Annotated in this window: 27 protein-coding genes; 23 read left to right on the plus strand and 4 right to left on the minus strand. The window is 41.3% G+C overall.

Annotated elements, in window-relative coordinates; translation table 11 throughout:
- Positions 1-12: 12 nt before the first annotated feature.
- Positions 13-564, plus strand: a complete 552-nt coding sequence (locus PBF_RS12160) for an NUDIX hydrolase (RefSeq protein ID WP_035330062.1) — start codon at positions 13-15, stop codon at positions 562-564.
- A gap of 1 nt (position 565) precedes the next feature.
- Positions 566-1,732, plus strand: a complete 1,167-nt coding sequence (locus PBF_RS12165) for an endonuclease Q family protein (RefSeq protein ID WP_035330063.1) — start codon at positions 566-568, stop codon at positions 1,730-1,732.
- A 30-nt stretch (positions 1,733-1,762) separates the two neighbouring features.
- Here the strand turns inward: PBF_RS12165 and PBF_RS12170 are convergent, their stop codons facing one another.
- Positions 1,763-2,326 carry a GNAT family N-acetyltransferase gene (locus PBF_RS12170; protein ID WP_035330064.1) on the minus strand — a complete coding sequence of 188 codons (564 nt, stop codon included), beginning with the start codon at positions 2,324-2,326 and terminating at the stop codon, positions 1,763-1,765.
- A gap of 171 nt (positions 2,327-2,497) precedes the next feature.
- On the opposite strand from PBF_RS12170, the gene spoIIM reads away from it, so the two are divergent.
- The 16 genes from spoIIM to lysA all read left to right on the plus strand — a co-directional run bounded on the left by spoIIM (position 2,498) and on the right by lysA (position 17,430).
- Entirely contained in the window at positions 2,498-3,142 is a 645-nt protein-coding gene (gene spoIIM, locus PBF_RS12175) for a stage II sporulation protein M (protein WP_035330065.1), read from the plus strand.
- A 232-nt stretch (positions 3,143-3,374) separates the two neighbouring features.
- The gene (locus PBF_RS12180; RefSeq protein WP_035330066.1) at positions 3,375-3,842 is read left to right on the plus strand and encodes a Fur family transcriptional regulator; all 468 of its coding nucleotides are present in this window, start codon (positions 3,375-3,377) and stop codon (positions 3,840-3,842) included.
- A 441-nt stretch (positions 3,843-4,283) separates the two neighbouring features.
- Positions 4,284-4,511, plus strand: coding sequence for a YqzK family protein (locus tag PBF_RS12185; RefSeq protein ID WP_035330067.1), 228 nt, complete (start codon positions 4,284-4,286; stop codon positions 4,509-4,511).
- 9 nt (positions 4,512-4,520) lie between these two features.
- A complete protein-coding gene (gene xerD / locus PBF_RS12190) occupies positions 4,521-5,414 on the plus strand; it encodes a site-specific tyrosine recombinase XerD (protein WP_035330068.1) in 894 nt (297 codons plus the stop codon).
- 259 nt (positions 5,415-5,673) lie between these two features.
- The gene (gene deoB, locus PBF_RS12195) at positions 5,674-6,858 is read left to right on the plus strand and encodes a phosphopentomutase (RefSeq protein ID WP_035330069.1); all 1,185 of its coding nucleotides are present in this window, start codon (positions 5,674-5,676) and stop codon (positions 6,856-6,858) included.
- A 259-nt stretch (positions 6,859-7,117) separates the two neighbouring features.
- A complete protein-coding gene (locus PBF_RS12200) occupies positions 7,118-7,939 on the plus strand; it encodes a purine-nucleoside phosphorylase (RefSeq protein WP_035330071.1) in 822 nt (273 codons plus the stop codon).
- A gap of 258 nt (positions 7,940-8,197) precedes the next feature.
- Positions 8,198-9,502, plus strand: a complete 1,305-nt coding sequence (locus PBF_RS12205) for a pyrimidine-nucleoside phosphorylase (protein WP_035330072.1) — start codon at positions 8,198-8,200, stop codon at positions 9,500-9,502.
- 146 nt (positions 9,503-9,648) lie between these two features.
- The gene (locus PBF_RS12210; RefSeq protein WP_035330231.1) at positions 9,649-10,812 is read left to right on the plus strand and encodes a D-alanyl-D-alanine carboxypeptidase family protein; all 1,164 of its coding nucleotides are present in this window, start codon (positions 9,649-9,651) and stop codon (positions 10,810-10,812) included.
- 224 nt (positions 10,813-11,036) lie between these two features.
- A complete protein-coding gene (gene spoIIAA, locus PBF_RS12215) occupies positions 11,037-11,387 on the plus strand; it encodes an anti-sigma F factor antagonist (RefSeq protein ID WP_035330073.1) in 351 nt (116 codons plus the stop codon).
- 3 nt (positions 11,388-11,390) lie between these two features.
- Positions 11,391-11,831, plus strand: coding sequence for an anti-sigma F factor (gene spoIIAB, locus PBF_RS12220; protein ID WP_035330074.1), 441 nt, complete (start codon positions 11,391-11,393; stop codon positions 11,829-11,831).
- Positions 11,832-11,843: 12 nt separating this feature from the next.
- Entirely contained in the window at positions 11,844-12,602 is a 759-nt protein-coding gene (gene sigF / locus PBF_RS12225; RefSeq protein ID WP_035330075.1) for an RNA polymerase sporulation sigma factor SigF, read from the plus strand.
- Between the two features lie 185 nt (positions 12,603-12,787).
- Positions 12,788-13,408, plus strand: a complete 621-nt coding sequence (locus tag PBF_RS12230; protein WP_035330232.1) for a stage V sporulation protein AA — start codon at positions 12,788-12,790, stop codon at positions 13,406-13,408.
- Complete coding sequence (locus tag PBF_RS12235; RefSeq protein ID WP_035330076.1) at positions 13,398-13,820, plus strand: stage V sporulation protein AB; 423 nt, start codon at positions 13,398-13,400, stop codon at positions 13,818-13,820. Before PBF_RS12230 ends, PBF_RS12235 begins: the two co-directional genes overlap by 11 nt.
- 53 nt (positions 13,821-13,873) lie before the next feature.
- Positions 13,874-14,461 carry a stage V sporulation protein AE gene (locus tag PBF_RS12240; RefSeq protein ID WP_035330078.1) on the plus strand — a complete coding sequence of 196 codons (588 nt, stop codon included), beginning with the start codon at positions 13,874-13,876 and terminating at the stop codon, positions 14,459-14,461.
- A complete protein-coding gene (locus PBF_RS12245; RefSeq protein ID WP_035330079.1) occupies positions 14,436-15,920 on the plus strand; it encodes a spore germination protein in 1,485 nt (494 codons plus the stop codon). The genes PBF_RS12240 and PBF_RS12245 overlap by 26 nt, the downstream gene beginning before the upstream one ends.
- Positions 15,921-16,110: 190 nt before the next feature.
- On the plus strand, positions 16,111-17,430 hold the full coding sequence (gene lysA, locus PBF_RS12250) for a diaminopimelate decarboxylase (RefSeq protein ID WP_035330080.1): 1,320 nt from the start codon (positions 16,111-16,113) through the stop codon (positions 17,428-17,430).
- Positions 17,431-17,456: 26 nt separating this feature from the next.
- On the opposite strand, the gene PBF_RS12255 is transcribed toward lysA, so the two are convergent.
- Complete coding sequence (locus PBF_RS12255) at positions 17,457-18,326, minus strand: DUF1002 domain-containing protein (RefSeq protein ID WP_035330081.1); 870 nt, start codon at positions 18,324-18,326, stop codon at positions 17,457-17,459.
- 482 nt (positions 18,327-18,808) lie between these two features.
- Between PBF_RS12255 and PBF_RS12260 the strand changes: the two genes are divergently transcribed.
- Positions 18,809-19,156 carry a GNAT family N-acetyltransferase gene (locus PBF_RS12260; RefSeq protein WP_035330083.1) on the plus strand — a complete coding sequence of 116 codons (348 nt, stop codon included), beginning with the start codon at positions 18,809-18,811 and terminating at the stop codon, positions 19,154-19,156.
- Between the two features lie 103 nt (positions 19,157-19,259).
- On the opposite strand, the gene PBF_RS12265 is transcribed toward PBF_RS12260, so the two are convergent.
- Both PBF_RS12265 and PBF_RS25460 read right to left on the minus strand, forming a co-directional pair.
- Complete coding sequence (locus PBF_RS12265; protein WP_035330084.1) at positions 19,260-19,781, minus strand: DUF309 domain-containing protein; 522 nt, start codon at positions 19,779-19,781, stop codon at positions 19,260-19,262.
- 191 nt (positions 19,782-19,972) lie between these two features.
- Entirely contained in the window at positions 19,973-20,071 is a 99-nt protein-coding gene (locus PBF_RS25460; RefSeq protein WP_081757275.1) for a YjcZ family sporulation protein, read from the minus strand.
- Positions 20,072-20,281: 210 nt separating this feature from the next.
- Between PBF_RS25460 and PBF_RS12270 the strand changes: the two genes are divergently transcribed.
- The 4 genes from PBF_RS12270 (at position 20,282) to PBF_RS12285 (ending at position 22,680) form a co-directional block, all read left to right on the plus strand.
- Positions 20,282-21,043 (plus strand): segregation/condensation protein A, encoded by a 762-nt coding sequence (locus PBF_RS12270; RefSeq protein ID WP_035330085.1) that lies wholly within the window; start codon positions 20,282-20,284, stop codon positions 21,041-21,043.
- Between the two features lies 1 nt (position 21,044).
- The gene (gene scpB, locus PBF_RS12275; protein WP_035330086.1) at positions 21,045-21,632 is read left to right on the plus strand and encodes an SMC-Scp complex subunit ScpB; all 588 of its coding nucleotides are present in this window, start codon (positions 21,045-21,047) and stop codon (positions 21,630-21,632) included.
- Between the two features lie 108 nt (positions 21,633-21,740).
- On the plus strand, positions 21,741-22,163 hold the full coding sequence (locus PBF_RS12280) for a hypothetical protein (RefSeq protein ID WP_035330087.1): 423 nt from the start codon (positions 21,741-21,743) through the stop codon (positions 22,161-22,163).
- A gap of 28 nt (positions 22,164-22,191) precedes the next feature.
- On the plus strand, positions 22,192-22,680 hold the full coding sequence (locus tag PBF_RS12285) for a YpuI family protein (RefSeq protein ID WP_035330089.1): 489 nt from the start codon (positions 22,192-22,194) through the stop codon (positions 22,678-22,680).

The following is a 22,680-nucleotide window of genomic DNA, read 5'->3' on the forward strand; positions in this document are numbered from 1 at the left end:
TGACTGAAAACAATGAGCCGCCTAGAAGAAAAAACAATTAAAACGGAAAAAATCTTCACTGGTAAAGTCATTAGTCTGCAGGTGGAGGATGTTGAGCTGCCAAATGGCAAAACATCGAAGCGGGAAATTATCAAACATCCCGGTGCAGTAGCTGTATTGGCAGTAACAGAAGATAATAAAATAGTGATGGTTGAACAATATCGAAAAGCGCTGGATAAGATTATTGCTGAAATTCCTGCCGGAAAGCTTGAAGCAGGAGAAGAACCCAGCATTTGTGCAGAAAGGGAACTGGAAGAAGAAACAGGGTACGGCTGCAAGGAAATGGAATGGCTGATCTCATTCTACACTTCTCCCGGATTTGCCGATGAGCTCGTGCATCTATATATAGCAAAGGGTCTTAAGAAAAAAGAAAATGCCGCTTCGCCTGATGAAGATGAATTTGTGAACCTTTTGGAGGTAACCCTTGAGGAAGCCATATCCCTGCTTGAGGAGCAAAAGGTTTATGATGCGAAAACTGCTTATGCAATCCAATATCTGCAGCTGCAGGAGGCTCTGAAAAAATAGCATGAAGCGCTTTTTTGCTGATCTCCATATCCATATTGGACGTACGTATACGGGAAAGCCAGTTAAAATTACAGGCGCTAAATCCCTTACCTTCACTAATATCATCAGGCATGCCCGCAATGAAAAGGGGCTTGATATCATTGGCATTATTGATTGTCATTCTCCTGAAGTCATCCTTGAAATCGAGGAATTGGCCCAAAAAGGCTTTGTAACCGAGCATAAGGATGGAGGACTTCAATATGGAGATTTAACGATTATTCCCGGGTCGGAACTTGAAATATATGATGATTCCTGTAAAGGCCCAATTCATGTCCTGTGCTACTTTCCAACCCTATCCGCAATGAAGGATTTCTCTGCCTGGTTAACAGGGTATTTGAAGAACATAACATTAAGCTCTCAAAGAATTTATGTCTCAGGCAGAATGCTTCAGGAAAAAGTGAAGGAACTGGAAGGGCTTTTTATTCCTGCCCATGTTTTTACCCCATTTAAGAGTCTATTCGGGAAAGGGGTAGAGCGGACGCTGTCAGAGGTTTTTGATCCTGACTTAATTGATGCGATTGAGCTGGGGCTTAGTGCAGATACGGAGATGGCTGATCAAATAGCCGAACTTCACAGATATACATTTTTAACAAATTCAGATGCCCATTCATTAAAAAAAATCGCCAGAGAATATCAGATTCTGGAAATGGAAGCACCCACATTTGCTGAACTGCAGAAAGCTTTGGCCGGAAAAGAAAAACGCAGGGTTAAAGCCAATTACGGGCTTGATCCACTGCTCGGAAAATACCATCAGACTGTTTGTTCTGAATGTTTTGGCCTCTTTGATGAAGGGAAGGGAAGATGCCGGAATTGCAGTCACCACAAATTTATCAAAGGCGTGGCTGACCGGATCTCTGAACTGAAATCTTCCGGAGAATTGCCCGTTGCACGGCCGTCTTATATTCATCAGGTGCCTCTCGAGTTCATACCAGGGTTAGGCCCGAAAATGCTCGAGAAGCTTCTGAATTTTTTCGGAACGGAAATGGCCATTCTTCACGATGTTCCTTTCTCAGAAATTAGCAAAGTAATTCCTGAGAAAACAGCTAAGCTTATTGGAAAAGCGCGTGAGGGAAAGTTAAACCTCCAGGCAGGGGGCGGAGGCAAGTACGGCAGAATTGTGGATTCGTAAAAACATAGAGCCCGTGCAGGCTCTATGTTTTTATGTGCTGACTTTAGCATAAACACAAGTATCTCTAAGCTCTTTTCCGTCTGCGCTTAGACTGTCATTAATTAGGATCCCTTCAAGCGTGTACCCCAGCCTTTCGGGAATTCTTCGGCTGTTAATGTTTTTAGGATCACATCTGATTTCCACTCTGTTCGCTTGAAAATGCTCAAAGGCAAACTTCGTCAAACCTGCGGCTGCTTCAGAAATATAGCCGTTTTTCCGAAACCTCGAATCTCCCCAATATCCAATTTCGAATTTGCGGACATCCCAGTTTATGCGATGCAGGCCAGTAGAGCCGATAAATATATCATCTTCTTTCTTATAAATATGGATACGGAAATCTTCCCTTTGAATAAATTTGGCATAAGATGTGCGGATACCAGACTCAACTTCGTCTGCTGATTGTTCATTCTGTGCAAAAGGAAGCCATTTTTTAAGCTCGGCAGCTGAAGCTGATATAGCCTCATAAACTGTTTTTCCGTCACCGGGCAGGGCAGGCCTCATATAAAGTCTTTCTGTTTCAATTCTTTCTGGAAACTCCTTTAAGATCGGATCCATTTTCTCAACGCCCCTAATGATATTTTAATAATTTTGAAAATTATACAAGAAACACATGAAGTATTCAAGGCCTTTTTTCTCAATTGAAGAGCAGCCCAATTCTTTGTCATACAATTCCGGGACTGGCATACAATTTAATATCCAATTTGTTTTGTCTTAGGAGGAAGAGCAATGAAGAAAAAAATGTACCAGAACGCTGCAGCAGCCCACTTTCGCGAACATTCCTCAATCTACTTATTTGTTATTGTATTATTTCTCATGGGTGTCATTTTTGGGGCTATCGTTGTAAATAGCTTGAGTTTTACACAAAAAGAAGACTTATTTTATTATCTGTCTCAGTTTTTTGGACAAGTATCAGATGGGCATATTGCAGCAGCAGATGAATTATTTAAACAAAGCTTTTTCCATAATACAAAATTTATAGGATTGATGTGGATTTTGGGAATCTCTATAATTGGACTGCCGGTCATTCTGATTCTGCTTTTTATGAAAGGCATGGTGGTTGGCTTTACAGTTGGCTTTCTCGTTAACCGCATGGGATGGGAAGGATTTTTGCTTTCCTTCGTATCGGTCCTTCCCCAGAACCTGATCATCATACCTATTTTTATAATAGCAGCAACTCTGGCTGTGTCTTTCTCTTTAAAAATGATAAGAAGACAATTTATGAAAAAAGCCGGTCAGCCCATGATGCCTCTTTTCGGAAGATATATGATTGCATTTGCTGTAGCCATTCTGTTTCTAATCGCTGCAGCCGGGGTAGAGGCGTTTATCTCGCCTGTCTTAATGAAGTCTGTTGTTAATTCAATCCAATCCTAATAGAAATCATTGCTGAAGGCAGAGCGGCAGGCTCTGCCTATTTGCTGTACGGGATAAGGATAAAAATTATTAAATAGGGTACATATAAAGAGGTTTCAATCTATTTTGGACTATATTATAATCATTATTATATTAAATTCATTATCGTTTGTTATTTATAATTATTTTATTTTGAATGTGATCTCATTTCTGTTATAATGAGAATGTTAGTGGCGAGGGAGGGACTTTCGGTATGGAAAGCAGAATTGAAAGAATCAAAAAACAGTTGCATTCATCCAGCTATAAACTAACACCACAGCGAGAGGCAACAGTTCGCGTCCTGTTAGAACACGAAGAGGATCATTTAAGTGCGGAAGATGTCTACCTCCTAGTAAAAGAGAAATCGCCTGAGATAGGCTTGGCAACTGTATATAGAACACTTGAATTGCTGACTGAATTAAAAATTGTCGATAAAATCAACTTTGGTGATGGAGTTTCCCGGTATGACCTGCGTCAGGAAGGGGCAGCCCATTTTCACCACCATTTAGTCTGTATTGAGTGCGGAGCTGTTGATGAAATACAGGAAGATTTGCTTGAAGACGTAGAGGAAGTGGTTGAACGCCGCTGGAACTTTAAAATAAAGGATCACCGCCTTACGTTCCATGGCATCTGCTACCGCTGCCAGGATAAACAAACAGAAACCGAAGCAGATAAAAATTAATATGTGTATTGACAAAGCTTATTCTACATTAGGATAGGCTTTTTTATTTTGGTTGTTTTCGAAAGGTTTGTTGTTTTTGCATCTTATTCACTGAGTTGATTGTAGCGGAAGGTGCGAGATCCTCGAAAATGCCATCGCATTTTCTTCGTGCGATGTTTTCCCAAGGAAGCCTTTTAACGTCCTGCGGGAGTAGCGGGACAGGTGAGACCCCGCAGACGCGTAGCGTCGAGGAGGCTCACCGCCCGCCCCGCGGTTCGCTGAGCATCCTGGAGCGGAAATCAACGGGCAACATTTATTTAGGCTGTTTTCAAAAAGGCAAGTGCCCTGAATAAACATCATTTATACAAATCCAGGTATAATTCTTGTCCAAAATGGCATACCTTTTAATAATAGAAAGCTGAATATCTTTCTTTTTTATTAAAAGTTATGGAGGACCAAACCATGAAATCCTGGCTGGGCATGGCTTTTCAGACCATTAAAGTATTTGTGATTTTTACTGGATGCACAATCCTTTTTTATTATGGTATTATGTGGTTAAACGAAGAATACCAGGATTATCACCGCTATGACGAACCAAGGGGAGCGGCTGTTAAGGTGTCTGCGAGCGGAACTGATGAAGATAGGAGCTTGCTGGACCGGTTAATTCTTTTCTACTTAAACGGGGAGTAATGCAATCATATGGATGATCAGTTAAAAGACTTTATTCATTATTTACTTGTAGAAAAAGGCCTCGCCAAAAATACAATTATCTCTTATGAAAGGGATTTGAAAAGTTATCTGAAGTATCTCAAGTCAGGAGAGAAGATTACAAGTCTTGAAAATGTGCAGCGCACGCATATTATCCAATTTCTCGGCTTTTTAAAAAAACAGGGCAAATCCTCAAAAACACTGGCCCGTCATATAGCCTCCTTAAGGGCCTTTCACCAATTTCTGCTCCGCGAAAAAGCAGTTGGTCATGATCCTTCTGTCCATATAGAGACACCGCAAATGGAACGTTCGCTTCCAAAAGTATTAAACATGCAGGAAGTGGAAACTTTATTGGATTTTCCAGAAATTAAGGATCACTTTGGTCTGCGGGATAAAGCCATGCTTGAACTTTTATATGCTACAGGCATTCGCGTAAGTGAACTGATAGGGCTGAACTCAGGTGATGTTCATTTAACGATGGGCTTTGTTAGATGCATTGGCAAAGGGAACAAGGAACGCATTGTTCCTATTGGCAAAACAGCTTCTGAAGCGCTTGAAAGGTATTTAAATGAAGGAAGAGGCAAGTTTGTTTCTAAAAAACATAGGGATGAAGCTTTATTCTTAAATCATCACGGCAAACGTCTTTCGAGACAGGGATTCTGGAAAATACTGAAGCGGCTGACTCAGGAAGCAGGGATCGAGAAGGAGCTTACTCCACATACGCTGAGGCATTCATTTGCCACTCATCTGCTGGAAAATGGTGCTGATTTACGTGCAGTCCAGGAAATGCTTGGACATGCCGATATTTCAACCACGCAAATTTATACGCATGTAACCAAAACTCGGCTTAAAGATGTGTACAGTCAATATCACCCGCGTGCTTAAAAATAGAATCAAATCAAATGTCATAAAGCTGCCATGAAAAATAGGCAGCTTTTTCTTGTCATTTTACCTGTTTATTAGGTAAAATATAGATGTCAGACTTCTGACAAATGAAAGGGCTAACCTAGATAAGTTTTGAGAATGCATGAATGGAGGTTTGTTCTCCAGCTCCGGCAAGAGAATCAGTGTTAAATAAACCTAAAAGGGGTACTATACGAATATGATTTTTGTAACCGTATTCAAATAATTAGGAGGTTTTCAAATGTCTGCATATACATATAAGCGTGTTTTTTTAATTGTCATGGATTCAGTGGGAATCGGAGAAGCGCCTGATGCCGATAAGTTCGGTGATAAAGGTGCCGATACCATCGGCCACATCGCAGAAAAAATGAATGGCCTGAAGATGCCGAATATAGGCAAACTGGGGCTAAGTAATATACGCGAAATCAAAGGAATCGAAAAAGCGGATAGCCCTATGGCGTTTTACACAAAGATGCAGGAAGCATCAAATGGAAAAGACACAATGACTGGCCATTGGGAAATAATGGGTTTGAATATTCAAACTCCATTTAGAGTCTTTCCTGATGGATTTCCGGAGGAATTGATTTCAGAGCTTGAATCACGCACCGGCAGGAAGATTATTGGGAATAAGCCTGCAAGCGGAACAGAAATCCTGGTTGAACTGGGAGAAGAGCATATGAGAACAGGAGCTCTGATTGTTTATACATCAGCAGATTCAGTTCTGCAGATTGCGGCACATGAAGATATCATTCCAATTGAAGAACAGTACAAAATCTGCAAAATCGCACGCGAGCTGACACTTGATGAAAAATATATGGTAGGCCGTGTGATTGCCAGACCATTCGTTGGCGAGCCGGGAAATTTCCAAAGAACCTCAAACCGGCATGATTATGCGTTAAAGCCATTTGACCGCACAGTAATGAATGAAATGGCAGATGGGGGACTTGATGTAGTGGCAATTGGGAAAATCTCTGACATTTATGATGGGGAGGGAGTAACTGAGGCCATTCGAACAACTTCAAATATGGATGGAATGGATAAGCTGATCGAAACGTTCGATAAAGAGTTTACAGGCCTGAGCTTTGTAAATCTGGTGGACTTTGATGCATTATTCGGCCATAGACGTGATCCGGAAGGGTATGGAAAAGCTCTTGAAGAGTTTGATGAACGCCTGCCTGAAGTCTTTGCAAAAATGCAGGATGGCGACTTATTAATAATCACGGCAGACCACGGCAATGACCCTGTCCATCATGGGACAGATCATACGAGAGAATACGTTCCGCTTCTTGTTTATTCAAAAGGTATGGAAGAAGGAAAAGAGCTTCCGGTCAGTGAAACCTTTGCAGATATTGGGGCGACAATAGCGGATAATTTTAAAGTGAAAATGCCGGCATATGGCAAAAGCTTTTTGAACCAATTGAAATAATTACAATAGGCTGTTTTCGCAAGGTTTGTTGCTTTATATATATTATTTGCTGAGTTGATTGGAGCGGAAGGTGCGAGACTCCTGCGGGAGTAGCGGGACAGGTGAGACCCCGCAGACGCGCAGCGCCGGGGAGACTCACCGCCCGCCCCGCGGTTCGCTGAGCATCCTGGAGCGGAAATCAACGGACTACATTAATAGTCTAAAAACAACAATTTATACGAAAAGAACCTTACAAAAAAAGCAGAAGAGGAGATTGATGATGGATTACAGTAAAATTCAAAATGCGGCTGAATTTCTTAAAAATAAATATACAGGCCAGCCAAAGATTGGGCTGATTTTAGGCTCAGGACTTGGTGTATTGGCAGACGAAATCGAAGAACCGGTTAAAATTCCATACAATGAAATTCCTGATTTTCCTGTATCAACAGTAGAGGGCCATGCAGGACAGCTTGTATTTGGACGCTTGAACGGCATTGAAGTGGTTGCTATGCAAGGCCGGTTCCATTATTACGAAGGATACTCATTTGATAAGGTAACCTTTCCTGTAAGAGTTATGAATGAGATGGGTGTTGAGAAGCTCATTGTTACGAATGCGGCAGGCGGAGTGAATGAAAGCTATTCTCCAGGGGATTTAATGCTTATTTCAGACCATATCAACAATATGGGCAGCAACCCTTTAATCGGTCCTAATGATTCCCGCATGGGTCCGCGTTTTCCGGATATGTCAGAAGCATATTCCAAAGAACTGAGGAAACTTGCCAGAGGCCTAGCCGAAAAGCTGAATCTGAAGATTCAGGAAGGAGTATATGTCGGCAACACAGGCCCAACATATGAAACCCCTGCAGAAGTTCGCATGCTGAGAACAATGGGTGGAGATGCAGTCGGGATGTCAACTGTTCCGGAAGTCATCGTTGCACAGCATTCAGGCATGAAGGTACTTGGAATCTCCTGTATCTCAAATATGGCAGCAGGCATCCTTGACCAGCCCCTTAACCATGAAGAAGTAATCGAAACAACAGAAAAAGTCAAAGCTGACTTCCTTCGTTATGTGAAAGCAATTGTTAAGGAATTTGGTGCTTAAGCTTTTAAATTATTTTGGCGGTTATGCTGCTGATTTAGTTTTAAAACTGAGTTGATTTTTGGAGCGGAGGGTACTTGACTCCTGCGGGAGGAGAGGGGTCGGGAGTCCCCGCAGGCGAAGCCGAGGAAGCTCCCGTTCCTCCCCGCGGAAAGCAAGTGCCCCGTGCTGAAATCAACGGGCTGACTTTTTAAGCAAAACAACAATCGATTAGACTAAAGCCATAAGAAAAGAATAAATGAAAGCAGTGGTGTTTTAACGATGAGAATGGTGGATCTTATTGAAAAGAAAAGAGACGGACTGGAGTTAACGGCAGAAGAAATTCAATTCGTCATTAAAGGATACACAGACGGTTCAATCCCGGATTATCAGGTAAGTGCATTAACAATGGCAATCTTCTTCCAGGGGATGACAGAGAACGAAAGAGCCAACTTAACTATGGCAATGGTAGAATCCGGTGATCAAATCGACTTATCCAAAATAGAAGGAATTAAAGTAGATAAACATTCAACTGGCGGTGTAGGTGATACAACAACACTCGTACTGGGCCCGCTTGTAGCTGCAGTAGGTGTTCCGGTTGCGAAGATGTCAGGGCGCGGGCTTGGACATACAGGCGGAACAATCGACAAGCTTGAGGCTGTTGAAGGATTCCATGTGGAAATTGAGAATGAAGAATTTATTAAGCTTGTTAATCAAAATAAAATTGCAGTCATTGGCCAGAGCGGCAACCTAACGCCTGCAGACAAAAAGTTATATGCACTGCGCGATGTAACAGCCACAGTGGACAGTATTCCTCTGATTGCAAGCTCGATTATGAGCAAAAAAATCGCTGCAGGTGCTGACGCCATTGTCCTTGATGTTAAGACAGGCGCAGGCGCATTTATGAAGACACTTGACGATTCACGTGAATTAGCAAAAGCGATGGTCCGCATTGGTAATAATGTTGGCAGAACCACAATGGCTGTTATCTCGGATATGAGCCAGCCGCTTGGTTATGCCATTGGCAATGCCCTTGAAGTAAAGGAAGCTATCGATACATTAAGAGGCGAAGGACCTGAAGATCTGACTGAGCTATGCCTGACCCTGGGCAGCCATATGGTTTTCCTGGCGAAAAAAGCGGATTCATTGAAGGAAGCGCGCGAAAAATTAGAGAATGCTATGAAGGACGGTTCAGCTTTAGAAACATTTAAGGTATTCCTAAGCTCACAAGGCGGAGATGCGTCAGTTGTTGATGATCCGCAAAAACTGCCTCAGGCAAAATATACTTTTGAATTAGAAGCAATGCAGGATGGCTATGTTTCTGAGATTGTTGCGGATGAAATTGGAACTGCAGCCATGCTATTGGGAGCAGGAAGAGCAACCAAGGAATCAGAAATTGATCTGGCCGTCGGACTGATTTTAAGAAAGAAAATCGGCGACCGGGTACAGAAGGGCGAATCTCTCGTAACCATTTGCAGCAATTTCGAAAATGTAGAAGAAGTAAGAAATATGCTTTATGAAAACATTACGCTTTCCACTGAAAAAGTAGAGGCACCAGTATTAATTCATGAAGAAATAACTGAATAAGATTGAAGGAAAAAGCCGCCGGGATTTATATCCGGCGGCTTTTTAGCGTGGAGCTGACTGTTTATTTTCTTTTTAGTCTTTCTGAACTGTATAAAAATTCTTTAACTGGAAAAAATGGAGGCTATAAAGAATGGAGGTATTGTGTGATGAAACGACTCGTCTCATTAATATTAATAGCATTATTAATGGCAACAATCTTTGCTCCTTCCGGGTTTGCAAGAGAAAGCAGCGCAGATTTAGCGGATAATGTGAAGTCCGCAATTCTTATCGAGCGTGATACCGGTTCGGTATTGTATGAAAAAAACAGCGGTGAGCAGCTTCCGCCTGCCAGTATGACAAAAGTCATGACCATGCTCTTAATTATGGAAGCGATAGATGAAGGAAAGCTTTCATGGGATGAGAAAATTCGGACAAGCGAATATGCAGCATCAATGGGCGGTTCGCAAATCTTCCTGGAGCCAGGTGAAGAAATGACCACAAAGCAAATGCTGCAGGGGATTGCCATTGGTTCCGGTAATGATGCATCCGTTGCAATGGCTGAGAGAATTGCCGGTTCAGAAGAAGCTTTTGTTGAAATGATGAATAAAAAGGCAAAGGAATTAGGGCTAAAAAATACTAATTTCCAAAACCCTACAGGCCTGTCAGCTAAGGAACATTACAGTACTGCACATGATATGGCCATAATGGCCAAAGAGCTTCTTAAATATGAGAAAATAACTGATTTTACAGGCACATATGAAGCCTATCTTCGTGAAGACACAGATAAAAAATTCTGGCTGGTCAATACAAATCGCCTTGTGCGTTTTTATCCTGGTGTTGATGGCCTCAAAACAGGCTTTACTTCAGAAGCAAAATACTGTCTGACGGCAACAGCCGAGAAAGACGGAATGCGGGTTATAGCAGTTGTATTTGGCGCACCAACTTCAAAAGAACGCAATGCCCAAGTGACTAAAATGCTCGACTTTGCATTCAGCCAATATAAGACACACCCAATGTATGAAAGAAATCACGTTCTTGGAAAAGTTGAAGTCAGCAAAGGTGAAAAGGAAAGGGTTGAAGCCCTGACTAGTGAACCGATTTCCCTTTTAACTAAAAAAGGGGAAAGCATCAAGGAAATTGAACAGAAGATCACTTTAAATAAAAATATTAAAGCTCCTGTCCAAAAGGGTGATCAGATCGGAACACTAACTTTGAAAAAGGATGGAAAAGTCTTGGTTGAAAGCCCTTTAGTTGCTAAAGAAGATAGCAGTGAAGCATCATGGTGGACATTGTTTAAACGATCCATGGGGTTATTTTCAAAAACTGAATAAATAACCATTTATATTTGTCGAAAAACATGCCTATGATTATTATTTTTTAGCGAAAATACACTAGTTTTGTCTCCAGGAAGGAAATGAAGTTCCAGGCATCGAAATTGACTCACTATAAGGACGGATACCGGAATTTTATCAGATTCCGGATTATCCTATCCGGAGGAAAAGCATGAGCATTAGCGGCTTTTTCAGTTGCGGATACCAGATAGGAGGCTAAGATAGTGAGTCTTAACATTAATTTGGAAGTAAAGCATGATGTCTTATGTATTCGTTTAAGCGGGGAGCTGGACCATCATTCGGCAGATGAACTGCGTGAACAGGCGACAAGGGCGATTGAAGATCATGACATCCATCATATTATATTAAACCTTGAGCAGCTTTCTTTTATGGATAGTTCAGGGCTGGGAGTGATTCTGGGCCGCTACAAACAAATCAAACAAAAGCATGGTGAAATGGTTGTTTGTGCGATTTCTCCAGCAGTGCAGAGATTATTTGATATGTCGGGTTTATTTAAGATAATCCGTTTAGAACCGACAGAAGAAAACGCACTGCAAAGATTGGGGGTTGCCTGAACGATGAAAAATGTGATGAACCTCGAATTTAGTGCGCTTAGCCAAAATGAATCATTCGCCCGTGTCACTGTTGCTGCCTTTATTGCCCAGCTTGATCCGACAATGGACGAACTGACAGAAATTAAAACGGTCGTTTCTGAAGCTGTAACCAACTCAATTATTCACGGCTATGAAAATGATCCTAATGGGGTTGTCTATATATCTGTCCTGATTGAAGATGGATTCATTGATTTGACCATTAAGGATAAAGGCCTTGGTATTATGGATGTGGAGGAGGCGCGGCAGCCATTATTTACAACAAAACCTGAATTGGAAAGATCAGGTATGGGCTTTACCATCATGGAGAATTTCATGGACGAAATCGAAATCAAATCGCAGCCGGGAATAGGCACAGAGATCCGATTAAGGAAGCATTTATCAAATAGTAAAATGCTATGCAATTAAGGGAGTCTTGCTATGGATGTGGAGGTTAAAGCAGAGAAGGGCCAAACCTATTTAAAGGACAATGAAGTCAAGGAGCTAATAAAGCAAAGCCAAGGCGGAGATCAGGGTGCGAGGGACAAAATTGTTCAAAAAAATATGCGTCTTGTCTGGTCTGTCGTCCAGAGATTCTTGAATAGAGGATATGAACCCGATGACCTCTTCCAAATTGGCTGTATCGGCTTATTGAAATCGGTTGATAAGTTTGATCTCAGTTATGATGTAAAGTTTTCGACCTATGCGGTTCCAATGATTATCGGAGAAATCCAAAGGTTCATACGGGATGATGGAACGGTAAAAGTAAGCCGTTCTTTAAAGGAAATGGGCAATAAAATCAGGAAAGCCAAAGACGAGTTATCAAAAACGCTTGGCCGCATCCCAACCGTTACAGAGCTTTCCGAGTTTCTGGAAATTTCACCGGAAGATATTATCCTTGCCCAGGAAGCAAGCCGGATCCCTTCTTCTATACATGAAACAGTGTATGAAAACGATGGAGATCCCATTACACTGCTCGATCAGATTGATGATGGAAATGAAGGAAAGTGGTTCGATAAAATAGCATTAAAAGAAGCGATCCGTGAATTGGATGAGCGGGAAAGACTAATTGTTTACTTGCGCTACTATAAAGATCAGACTCAATCCGAAGTGGCAGCAAGGCTTGGTATTTCCCAGGTGCAGGTGTCGCGTCTGGAAAAAAAGATACTTCAGCAAATGAAAGACCGGATGGATATTTAAATCCATCCGGTCTTTCATTTTTTTATATAACAATTCCGTGCTTTTCAACGCATATCAAACAGCCAATTATTGGAGTTCATGAAGCTAATATATGTAACTCATACTAAATATAGACACAAAAGCGAAACGCTCTAAATAGGCGAACCAATTTCGAAGAGGATATCACTTTGTGGGAAGTGAGCATATTGGAAAAAACAGTTTATATTCGCTTGCGGCATCGTCTGCAAATACGGCCCAATCAGAGAATACTGCTGAAAGATATTGCACAGGTCATTGCCGATGAAGACATTTACGAAAAGCTTTGTGCACTTCCGCTTTATCAAGTAAGCGAGCAGGATCGTAATATTGTCGTAATTGACGTTATGAAGGTAATTAGGACCATAACCCAATTGTTTTCGACAATTGAAGTCCAGTCGATCGGGCCGGCTCAAGCGATAGTCGAGGTGGTTACAAAGAAGCGTAAAGTATCATTTCCTCTCTTTCTGCTGGTTTGGCTGCTTCTGTTCATAGGTGCAGCCCTGGCTATTATGAATTTTCATGAAGACGTGAGCATGCAGGATGTACAGCTGAGAATTTACACACTCATAACCGGAGAAGTGGACAGCCAGCCACTCATTTTTCAAATCCCCTATTCGATCGGCCTGGGGCTTGGCATGGTCATTTTCTTTAACCATGTTTTTAAGAAGCGGCTGAACGAGGAGCCAAGCCCATTGGAAGTAGAAATGTTTAATTATCAGCTTGATCTTGATAACTATGTTGCATTGAAAGAGAACAAGGAGAGTATGAAGTATCTTGATGACCATTAATGTTGTCCTGGTAATGATCATAGGATTTGCAGGCGGGCTCGCGGTTGGTTCAGGTTTTGTCGCTTTTCTGGCTGTTTTGGGCATCATCCCAAGGCTTACCCAGCTGAGCAAAACGATGAAGATGATTCATTATTATGAAGCTGCAGTCGTAATGGGGGCTTTGGCGGGTGCACTGGCTACTTTATGGAATCCGGAATTCCACCTTACACCCCTGCTTTTAATACCCATTGGGCTGGCTTCAGGTATATTTATTGGCATGCTGGCAGCAGCTTTAACTGAAGTATTGAATGTTTTTCCAATCCTTGCGAAAAGAATCGGAGTGGATGGGAAAATTGCGATTTTGTTGATGGCATTTGTATTTGGAAAGGTGTTCGGATCACTGTTTCAATGGATTTATTTTGTAAATAAATAAGCAATCGGCTGGGCATATTTAAGAAAAATGAGGATTCGGAAAGGAAAACTGCTATGGATGATCGGAGGCACGTCATTCTTATAACTGATGGAGACGATTTTGCAAGAAAGACAGTGGAGCATGTTGCGAAGGAAATCGGAGGAAGATGCCTATCCTTGTCGCATGGAAACCCTTCTGTCTTAAACGGTCAGCAAATCGTCAAGCTGATAAAAAAAGTCTCCCATGACCCTGTATTGGTTATGTTTGATGACAGCGGGTTTATCGGGGAGGGAGCCGGAGAGAATGCCCTGAAGTATGTTGCGTGCCATAAAGATATCGATGTTCTGGGAGTCATAGCAGTTGCCTCAAAAACAAGACAGGCCGAGTGGACAAAAGTAGATATATGTATTGATAACAACGGGGAATTGACTCCATACGGAGTTGATAAGTTCGGAATACCCGAGATGGAAATTGGCAGAATTAATGGTGATACCGTTTATTGTCTTGATCAGCTGGATGTGCCGATAATTGTGGGAATTGGCGATATCGGAAAGATGTCTAAAAAAGATCATTATGAATTAGGTTCGCCAATCACTAAAAAGGCAGTAGAGCTTATATTGGAAAGGAGCGGCTATTATGACACAAAGCAAGACGAAGGATGATAAAACACCTATATTTGAGTCCGTTCATGAAATTGAAAAATATATGAAAAATAGAGTTGGCCTGGGAGAAAGCTTCGATCTGGGTGTCAGAAAGCTAACGATCTTAAGGAAGGATGTTCATTTCTATTATATTAATGGACTAACGGATACGAGTTATATCATTGCCATCATTGAGGGTCTGGTTGGGATCAATGACAGTGAAAAGCTTTCCTCCAACCTATTTAAAATCATTGAGAACAGGCTGAGGCATCAATCCATTGAGCACATTAAAACAATGGATGAATTGGTTGATCAGGTACTATCAGGCCTGATTGTCGTTGTGGGCGAGGGTGAGGGAGAAGGGCTTGTCATCGATGTCAGAAGCTATCCCGGAAGAACACCGCAGGAGCCGGATACAGAAAAAGTTGTCCGCGGCTCAAGAGATGGCTATGTAGAGAATATTATAGTAAACACAGCCCTGACCCGCAGAAGGATTAGAGATGAACGGCTGCGCTTTGAAATTATGCGTGTTGGTGAAAGATCCAAAACAGATGTCGCCATTGGGTTCATTAAAGATGTGGCTAATAAGGATTTAGTTGATTTAATTAGAAAAGAAATAAAAGCGATCGAAATCGATGGCATTACAATGGCTGATAAAACAGTCGAGGAATTTCTTTTAAAGCAGGGATACAATCCCTTCCCGCTGGTTCGGTATACGGAAAGAGCAGATGTGGCAGCAGCCCATTTGCTTGAAGGGCATGTCATTATATTCGTTGATACTTCACCAAGTGTCATTATTACACCTACAACATATTTTCATCATTTGCAGCATGCAGAAGAATACAGGCAATCGCCAGCAGTCGGCACATTTGTCCGCTGGATACGTTTCTTAGGCCTATTGGCATCGATTGTGCTGCTGCCGCTTTGGTTTTTATTCGTTTTGGAGCCTTCACTGCTGCCTGAAAGAATTGCGTTTGTCGGTCCCAATGAAGAAACGAATGTTCCTGTCATTGTCCAGCTGTTTCTTGCCGATGTCGGAATTGAATTTCTAAGGATTGCTGCCATTCATACGCCAACTCCGCTTTCAACCGCAATGGGTTTGATAGCAGCAGTTCTTATTGGGCAAATTGCTATTGATGTTGGTTTATTTGTACCAGAGGTCATCTTGTATGTAGCGCTTGCAGCAATCGGAACATTTGCAACGCCAAGCTATGAATTGAGTATTGCCAATAAGATTGTAAGACTTGGCCTGCTTGTTGCTGTCGCGATTTTCCATACACCAGGCTTGGTAGCAGGGCTTACACTGACCATTCTTCTGCTTGCAAGCATCAAATCATTGAACACACCATATCTTTGGCCGTTTATTCCATTCAGCCCGGTAGCTTTAACCCAAATCCTGATTCGCCGTTCGATGCCTGGCTCTAAAATACGTCCAAGCATTGTCCAGACTAAAAATCGTTACAAGCAGCCTCCAAAATAAGAAATATGCGTAATGCCGATTGCTAAGATACACGAAATATGGTAAAGTTTTTTTAATTAAATAAAGGATTAAAGGAAACAGAATAGACAGTCTCTTGTAGTGCTGTCTATTTCTTTCATAAATTGACTCAGTCTCGGGGGCAAAGACATCTGGCTAAATGCTCTCCTGAGGAAAAGGAAGAGGGGGAACCATGTTTTTTCACGGCACCATGAAGGTAAATGACAAAGGGCATCTTGAAATTGGCGGTATGGATACAATCGAACTCGCCAATCAATTTGGAACACCTTTATATGTATATGATGTGGCATTAATAAGAGAAAGAGCAAGGGGCTTTAAGAAAACTTTCGAGAAGCTTGGAATAGAAGCCCAAGTTGCATATGCGAGCAAAGCTTTTTCAACAGTGGCAATGGTGCAGCTTGTAGATGAAGAAGGTCTTTCATTGGATGTAGTATCAGGCGGAGAGTTATACACTGCTCTTGCTGCAGATTTTCCATCTGAAAGAATCCACTTTCACGGGAACAATAAGAGCAGAGAAGAATTGGAAATGGCTTTAAAGAATCATGTCGGCTGTATTGTTGTTGATAATTTTTATGAACTGGAATTATTAGAGGAGATTTGTGAATCTCTTGCAGCGAAAACAAAAATTTTACTGAGGGTCACGCCTGGAATTGAAGCTCATACCCATGACTATATCTTAACCGGCCAGGAAGATTCAAAGTTTGGATTTGACCTGCAGAATGGCCAGGCTGAAAAGGCTCTGCAAATAGCTTTGAATTCAAGCTGGATTGAAACGCTTGGACTGCACTGTCATATCGGGTCTCAGATTTTCGATACAACTGGCTTCATTTTGGCTGCCAGGAAGATCTTTGAGAAGATGGCAGAGTGGAAAGAAAAACATGCATATGAACCTAAAGTGCTTAACTTAGGCGGAGGTTTTGGAATCCGCTATACAGAAGAAGATGATCCGATTCATGCATCTCAATATGTTGAAGAAATTATCGGGGAAGTTAAAAAACAGGCTAAACACTTTTCCATGAAAATGCCGGAAATTTGGATTGAGCCGGGGCGTTCCCTTGTGGGAGATGCCGGAACAACTTTATACCAGACAGGGTCGCGCAAAGAGGTTCCGAATGTAAGAAATTACCTGGCTGTGGATGGCGGCATGAGTGACAATATCAGGCCGGCCCTTTATCAGGCTAAGTATGAAGCGGTATTTGCAAACCGGGTATTGGATAAGCCTGAAGAGACAGTATCAATTGCCGGAAAATGCTGTGAATCAGGCGATATGCTTATTTGGGATTTGCCTCTTCCAAAAGCAGGGGATCAAGACCTCCTGGCCGTTTTCTGTACCGGCGCATACGGTTATTCCATGGCAAACAACTATAACCGGATCCCAAGGCCGCCTGTGGTTTTTATTGAAAATGGAGAGGCTAAGCTGGTTGTTAAAAGGGAAACATACGAGGATCTATTACGATTGGACCTGCCGATTAATGAAAAAATAAAAAATTAAGCTGCCCGCTAAGGCAGCTTAATTTTTTAAGAGAAGAAGGCTTTAACCGCGTCTATCACACTAGTGAAAAAGCGCTTTAGGCTTTCTAAAAAACCCTGGCCTTCTTCACTTTCAAGGTATTTGGAAATTTTGTCTTTTGCCTGGTTAAGCTGCTCGCCGACCTGATTCCAATCGATATCAAGCTCTTTCAGCTTGTTGAATAAATCTATTAAGCTTAGAATCTCCTGTTCAGTCAGAGTGATGCCAAGCTCTTTTGCTGCATTTTCAATAATTGTTCTGAGTTCTGCATCGGTTTCAGGTGAATTTTTGGCAATTTCCTCTTTAATTTTGGCAATTAATGCAGCTGCGTTCTCGTTTCCAACCGAATCGCCAAGCTTGGCTGTTTCCACCATTTCTTCATTGGCAGCCTGTTTTACATCTTCAGGGATCGTTTTTTCTGCTGAAATTTCATATGCCTTGATAATGCCTGTTAAAGCAGCTGTTCCAGAGACATTTGCAGGTGCTGTTATATAAATCTTTGCATCTTTTACACCTGCAGTAATCAAAGCATTAATGTACATTTCATCAGTGACCCAGTTAATATTCTTAGTCTCGACTTCAAGGCCGGAGCCTTGTTTTGCTACTGTGACTGCCGAAGAAGATATCGCTCTTGTTCCTATTAGAGCTTTAGAGATATAATTTCCAAGATATTGATGTTCTTCCTCATTTGAAACAGTAATGATGGTCGCATCTTTTGGAGCTTTCATTTCAGCCAGAAGCATATTTTTTTGTTCTTCTGTTAGATTCTCTCCTAATGTGACAATTACATCACCTTCCGCCATATCGGCAAATGCCTGTATCGGCAAAATAAATAATAGCGACATTATTAATAGAACTAGCGGTTTATTCCATTTCATGCGGTTTCCTCCCGGAGCAAAAATAGGGAAGCCATTTATGACAATTCTGAGGCTCGCTTAATGGCTTCCTGTAAATAGACGAATATTTACGCGGAAAAGTTTCAATTCTCCTCTAACAGAAACCTTAGCTCAAAATGCCTATTTCAGCAAGCAGAATGGAATTATGAGAAAGAATAGTGTAAAATGAATGATAGTTTGTAAGTCATAGGATTTATATATAAATGGGGGCAGTAAGGAAATATGAAAAAAAGCAATTGGCTTCTTTTTATAATATTGCTTGTGTTAAGCATCGGATGGGGACTTGTATACTGGTTCTTTATTGTATAGGCTTTGTCGAAGGCGTCAAGGCAATGAATTAGCCGATTTTATTCGAAAATAGCAACATTCAGCATGAATACATATACTGTTATGAAAAGTTTACAAATATTAAAATTTGGGAAAAATAGTTTATGATGTTTTTATTCAAATAATGAGGGATTAATATGCTAATTCGATATAAAAAGTCATTTGAAAAAATTGCAATGGGTCTTTTATCTTTCATGCCTAATGAAAAAGACTTGAAAAGGCTGCAGCAGACGATGAAGCAATATGAATCAGAAGAAAATCGGCAGCTGTTTTTGTGGAAGGAAGGCGAAGATATCATTGGGCTGGTCGGTGTTACATCAAGTGATCAGACAATGGAGATTCAGCATATCTCTGTTAACCCGTCACACCGGCATCAAGGCATTGGCAAAACAATGATAAAAGCATTGGATGAACTATATCCTGGGAAAACTTTAACTGCAACGGATGAAACCGAATCTTTTCTAAGCAAATGTGATGTTAACTAACAAAAGAGGAAGTACCTGGAACAAACCCGGCATCTGCACAGCTGGATCGCTATCGGGGTTCTGCAATATACTTTGTTCCATGGAAAAAGGCAGCGAATAATCATTATTCCTGCCTTTTTTTCTGATTCAGGGCATCAAGTCTTTCTTTAATAACCATGGTTCTATCTCTTCTTTTATGGCGGTGCACAATATCTTTGTCTGGAAAATTGCTGTCAGAACACCAGGGGAATCCCCTGGATGCACAGGCCTGTATGCATTTTTCTGTGAGCAAGGGATCAATAATAGGCAAGTTAACGCTGGAGTACTTTTCGCCTTTTTGAATCAGCATAAGCCTGTCTTTAAGATCCTTTATCAATTGATCTGTATCCAGACCCAATGCTTGTATTTCTCCCGCCCTGCACTCCAAAATGCCGATTCCTTTGCGGAGGGTCCGTTCTGCACCATTAAAATTCTCTCTGCGATGATGATAAAAAGAAACTGCCATTAGAATTAATCCGACCCATGCAGCCTTTTTATTGTTTGGATCCGTATTCTTCCAATACTCTTCCAATATTTCGTGACATTCAAAATAATCACGGTCACCATGAAAATGGACCAGGAACTCGATATATTTATCAGGATACATAATTTCACTCCTTGACAATGCTTAGTTTATTTTACCACAGCACAATCGATTATCAGAAAAATAAAAGCCCGGCGCTTAACCGGGCTCTACAGCTGATAAATCTGAACACATATATGTTGGCGCTCTTGGGTTTCTAATTGGACAGCCTCTTTCGGCAAATGTGCAGAATTTGCTGTGATAAACACAGCGATTTAGCAGAAGCAGGCAGCTCCGACTATAATTAATAGGATGAACAATACGACAATTAAAGCAAACCCGGTTCCGTAATCTCCTAATCCAGCATTAGACATATAAAATACCTCCTGTATCTTTATTTCCATACATCGTATGTAGGCAATTGCCTGATTGATTGGGCGCATGAAAAAATTCTGGTATGAAGCAGGGGCATTGCGGGCATCAGGGTTATTTTTCTATTGGATAACATCCATGAATAATCTATACTAGATATAGCCTTTTGGCATTTAAGGGAATTTATAATAGGAAAATTTGGTGGGTATTTTATGCAATATGATCATTATAACGTCAAAATAGATGCTTTTGAGGGGCCTCTGGATCTTCTTCTTCATCTTATTAACAGGCTTGAAATTGATATCTATGACATTCCTGTATCAGAAATCACCGAGCAATACCTCATTTATATACATACAATGAAGGAGCTTCAGCTTGACGTAGCGAGCGAATATCTTGTAATGGCCGCTACGCTTCTGGCTATTAAAAGTAAAATGCTGCTTCCAAAGCATGAAGAGGAAGAGCTTAAAGATGAATTTGGGTTGGAAATGGAAGAAGACCCCAGAGATGAACTTGTAGAACGGCTGATTGAATACCGTAAATATAAGGAAGCTGCAGAAGAACTTAAGGAGAGGGAACAGGATAGAAGTTTAATGTATACAAAGCCGCCTTCAGACCTTTCGGAATATGTGAATGAATCACAGCAGGATAAAACGGATTTGAATGTAAGTCTTTATGATATGCTTGGCGCTTTGCAAAAGTTATTAAGAAGGAAGAAACTGCAAAGGCCGCTTTCTGCAAAAGTTGCACGACAGGAGATTCCCATTGAAAAGCGGATGTCTGAAATTGTAGAACAGTTAAGGAATATAAAAGGCAGAAAAAAATTCACCGATCTTTTTCCGGTATCGGACAGAGAGCATATAGTAGTAACTTTCCTGGCGGTACTGGAGTTAATCAAGCGAAAAGAAATACAGGTCGAGCAGGACGAAAATTTTTCGGATATTTATGTAGCTTCCATGGAAGGAGGAAAATAGTGTGGACATCGTTAATTGGAAGGGGATAGCTGAAAGCCTCCTGTTTGCAGCTGGTGATGAAGGCTTGTCTCTTAAGCAAATTGCCCATGTTCTGGAGGTGGATGAGAATCAGGCCCGTGAAATCATGGACAGTCTTATGAAAGACTACAATACTGGCAGCCGTGGAATTATGGCTGTTGAATTGGCGGGGACTTTTCAGCTGGTAACGAAAAAAGAGTTTTCCCCATACCTGAAGAAGCTGGTGGAATCTCCTTCTGCCGCCTCCCTTTCTCAGGCGGCGCTCGAGACACTCGCAATTATTGCTTACAGACAGCCCATTACAAGGACAGAGATTGAGGAGATTAGGGGAGTCAAGACAGAGAGACCTCTTCATACATTGTCAGCAAAAGCCCTTATTAAAGAAGTTGGACGGGCAGATGGAACAGGGCGTGCCTACCTGTATGGAACCACTAAAGAATTCCTTGATTATTTTGGCCTTAAAAGCATAGAAGAGCTTCCGCCTCTCCCGGATAAGATTAGTGAAGAAGAGGATTCATTACAGGAAGAGGCTGATTTATTCTTTGAAAAGTTCCAGGAGCTCGATTCTTGAGTTTTCTGACACATTACATAGGAAGTGTGGTAAAATAGATTTAAATTTTTCCCTTTCCTTTTAATACATATTAATCTTGTAAACCATCGGGAAATAGGAGGGTTTTGCTTGCTGATTAAACATTGCAGGGGATATGAGCTTGAAAAAGAAAAGCCAAACACCTCGGAAGATTTTTTTAACAGAAGTGAAATTGTGTTCGAAGAAGATGGACAGGAGAAAACTTTTCATGTTTTATACGTCCGTTTCTTTGATGAATCCATGAATGAGTTCACGCCATATGACCAGGATCCAGTCTTTCAGGCTGCTTCTAGAGAAGTCCGGTTCAAGGATCTTGTTGCTCTTTCATGTTTATTGAAGAACCCGGGTTTTAGGCACCGCAAACGAATTTATCTTAATTCAAAGGCTGATTTTGCATCCTATTTTCAGGATCTGGACTTTTCCAGGCTTCCCTCTATTTTTGAAGCGCTGGAGAAGAATAAATCCTATAACCTGCGATCACCTTTAGATTTCATTGTTCAACCGCAACAATAGCCAGTGTATAATTATGGGGGTGTAATGGATGGGAAATTCAATTGTTAAATCACAAATGGAAGATGTGAAAAATTTCCTCGGTAATAGCGTTTCCGCATTTGAAGATTTCTTAAATAATACAACAATTAAAGATCTTGAAGCAGAAAAACAAGGGAATGCGAATTATTATAAAAGCATCCTCTCACATGTCAGAAAGCTGCTCGTATATTGTGAAGAAGGACTTGATACCAGCACGATCATATTAAAAAGTGACCCTTTTCAAAAAGGTGCTGCCGAAAAAACATTATACCGGATTTACCATCAATGCATTGAAGAGTTTTTCTCTCCGAAAAATGATGCCTGGTTTGAGAATAGCCGTTCAGCATATACAGGAAAAAACTCAATCCAGTTTCATGATGAAGTTCCGGACAGCCTGAAAACAATGTTCAGGCAGCTGGAAGCAGAGTTCCAGCGGATTCGTGAGGAACTTGAATATTACGAAACCGATTACCGGACAAAAATGATTCAATCCAAATAG

The sequence above is a fragment of the Cytobacillus firmus DS1 genome (genome assembly GCF_000565285.1).
Taxonomy (GTDB): domain Bacteria; phylum Bacillota; class Bacilli; order Bacillales; family Cytobacillaceae; genus Cytobacillus; species Cytobacillus firmus_A.